Source organism: Streptomyces sp. NPDC047085, from assembly GCF_040643735.1.
Taxonomy (GTDB): domain Bacteria; phylum Actinomycetota; class Actinomycetes; order Streptomycetales; family Streptomycetaceae; genus Streptomyces.
In genome coordinates this window covers 1-2,362 of the sequence record NZ_JBEYUW010000035.1, presented here as the reverse complement: position 1 = coordinate 2,362, position 2,362 = coordinate 1, and the positions used below count along the sequence as shown (strand labels likewise).

1 rRNA gene is annotated in these 2,362 nt (G+C 56.8%); it reads right to left on the bottom strand.

Going from position 1 to position 2,362, the window contains the following annotated elements:
- Position 1: 1 nt before the first annotated feature.
- Positions 2–2,362: ribosomal RNA gene (locus tag ABZ865_RS41965) — 23S ribosomal RNA — on the bottom strand; the annotation flags it as partial.

The following is a 2,362-nucleotide window of genomic DNA, read 5'->3' as shown; positions in this document are numbered from 1 at the left end:
CAAGCCCTCGGCCTATTAGTACCGGTCACCTCCACACGTTACCGTGCTTCCAGATCCGGCCTATCAACCCAGTCGTCTACTGGGAGCCTTACCCCATCAAGTGGGTGGGAGTCCTCATCTCGAAGCAGGCTTCCCGCTTAGATGCTTTCAGCGGTTATCCCTCCCGAACGTAGCCAACCAGCCATGCCCTTGGCAGAACAACTGGCACACCAGAGGTTCGTCCGTCCCGGTCCTCTCGTACTAGGGACAGCCCTTCTCAAGACTCCTACGCGCACAGCGGATAGGGACCGAACTGTCTCACGACGTTCTAAACCCAGCTCGCGTACCGCTTTAATGGGCGAACAGCCCAACCCTTGGGACCGACTCCAGCCCCAGGATGCGACGAGCCGACATCGAGGTGCCAAACCATCCCGTCGATATGGACTCTTGGGGAAGATCAGCCTGTTATCCCCGGGGTACCTTTTATCCGTTGAGCGACGGCGCTTCCACAAGCCACCGCCGGATCACTAGTCCCGACTTTCGTCCCTGCTCGACCCGTCGGTCTCACAGTCAAGCTCCCTTGTGCACTTACACTCAACACCTGATTGCCAACCAGGCTGAGGGAACCTTTGGGCGCCTCCGTTACCCTTTAGGAGGCAACCGCCCCAGTTAAACTACCCATCAGACACTGTCCCTGATCCGGATCACGGACCCAGGTTAGACATCCAGCACGACCAGACTGGTATTTCAACGACGACTCCACAAACACTGGCGTGCCTGCTTCACAGTCTCCCAGCTATCCTACACAAGCCGAACCGAACACCAATATCAAACTGTAGTAAAGGTCCCGGGGTCTTTCCGTCCTGCTGCGCGAAACGAGCATCTTTACTCGTAGTGCAATTTCACCGGGCCTATGGTTGAGACAGTCGAGAAGTCGTTACGCCATTCGTGCAGGTCGGAACTTACCCGACAAGGAATTTCGCTACCTTAGGATGGTTATAGTTACCACCGCCGTTTACTGGCGCTTAAGTTCTCAGCTTCGCCCACCCGAAAGTGAGCTAACCGGTCCCCTTAACGTTCCAGCACCGGGCAGGCGTCAGTCCGTATACATCGCCTTACGGCTTCGCACGGACCTGTGTTTTTAGTAAACAGTCGCTTCTCGCTGGTCTCTGCGGCCACCCCCAGCTCGAGGAGCAAGTCCTCTCACCAGAGCTGGCCCCCCTTCTCCCGAAGTTACGGGGGCATTTTGCCGAGTTCCTTAACCATAGTTCACCCGAACGCCTCGGTATTCTCTACCTGACCACCTGAGTCGGTTTAGGGTACGGGCCGCCATGAAACTCGCTAGAGGCTTTTCTCGACAGCATAGGATCATCCACTTCACCACAATCGGCTCGGCATCAGGTCTCAGACTTGTGCTGTCCGGATTTGCCTAGACAGCGTCCTACACCCTTACCCCGGGACAACCACCGCCCGGGATGGACTACCTTCCTGCGTCACCCCATCACTCACCTACTGCAAGTCTGGTTCGTCGGCTCCACCACTCCCCTTTGCCCGAAGGCTCCGGGGCGGCTTCACGGACTTAGCATCGCCTGGTTCGATGTTTGACGCTTCACAGCGGGTACCGGAATATCAACCGGTTATCCATCGACTACGCCTGTCGGCCTCGCCTTAGGTCCCGACTTACCCTGGGCAGATCAGCTTGACCCAGGAACCCTTAGTCAATCGGCGCAAACGTTTCTCACGTTTGTATCGCTACTCATGCCTGCATTCTCACTCGTCAACCGTCCACGACTACCTTCCAGTGCCGCTTCACCCGGCAGACGACGCTCCCCTACCCATCACAGCACCCGTTGGGGCTATACGCTGCAATGACACGACTTCGGCGGTACGCTTGAGCCCCGCTACATTGTCGGCGCGGAATCACTAGACCAGTGAGCTATTACGCACTCTTTCAAGGGTGGCTGCTTCTAAGCCAACCTCCTGGTTGTCTGTGCGACTCCACATCCTTTCCCACTTAGCGTACGCTTAGGGGCCTTAGTCGATGCTCTGGGCTGTTTCCCTCTCGACCATGGAGCTTATCCCCCACAGTCTCACTGCCGCGCTCTCACTTACCGGCATTCGGAGTTTGGCTAAGGTCAGTAACCCGGTAGGGCCCATCGCCTATCCAGTGCTCTACCTCCGGCAAGAAACACACGACGCTGCACCTAAATGCATTTCGGGGAGAACCAGCTATCACGGAGTTTGATTGGCCTTTCACCCCTAACCACAGGTCATCCCCCAGGTTTTCAACCCTGGTGGGTTCGGTCCTCCACGAAGTCTTACCTCCGCTTCAACCTGCCCATGGCTAGATCACTCCGCTTCGGGTCTTGAGCGTGCTACTAAA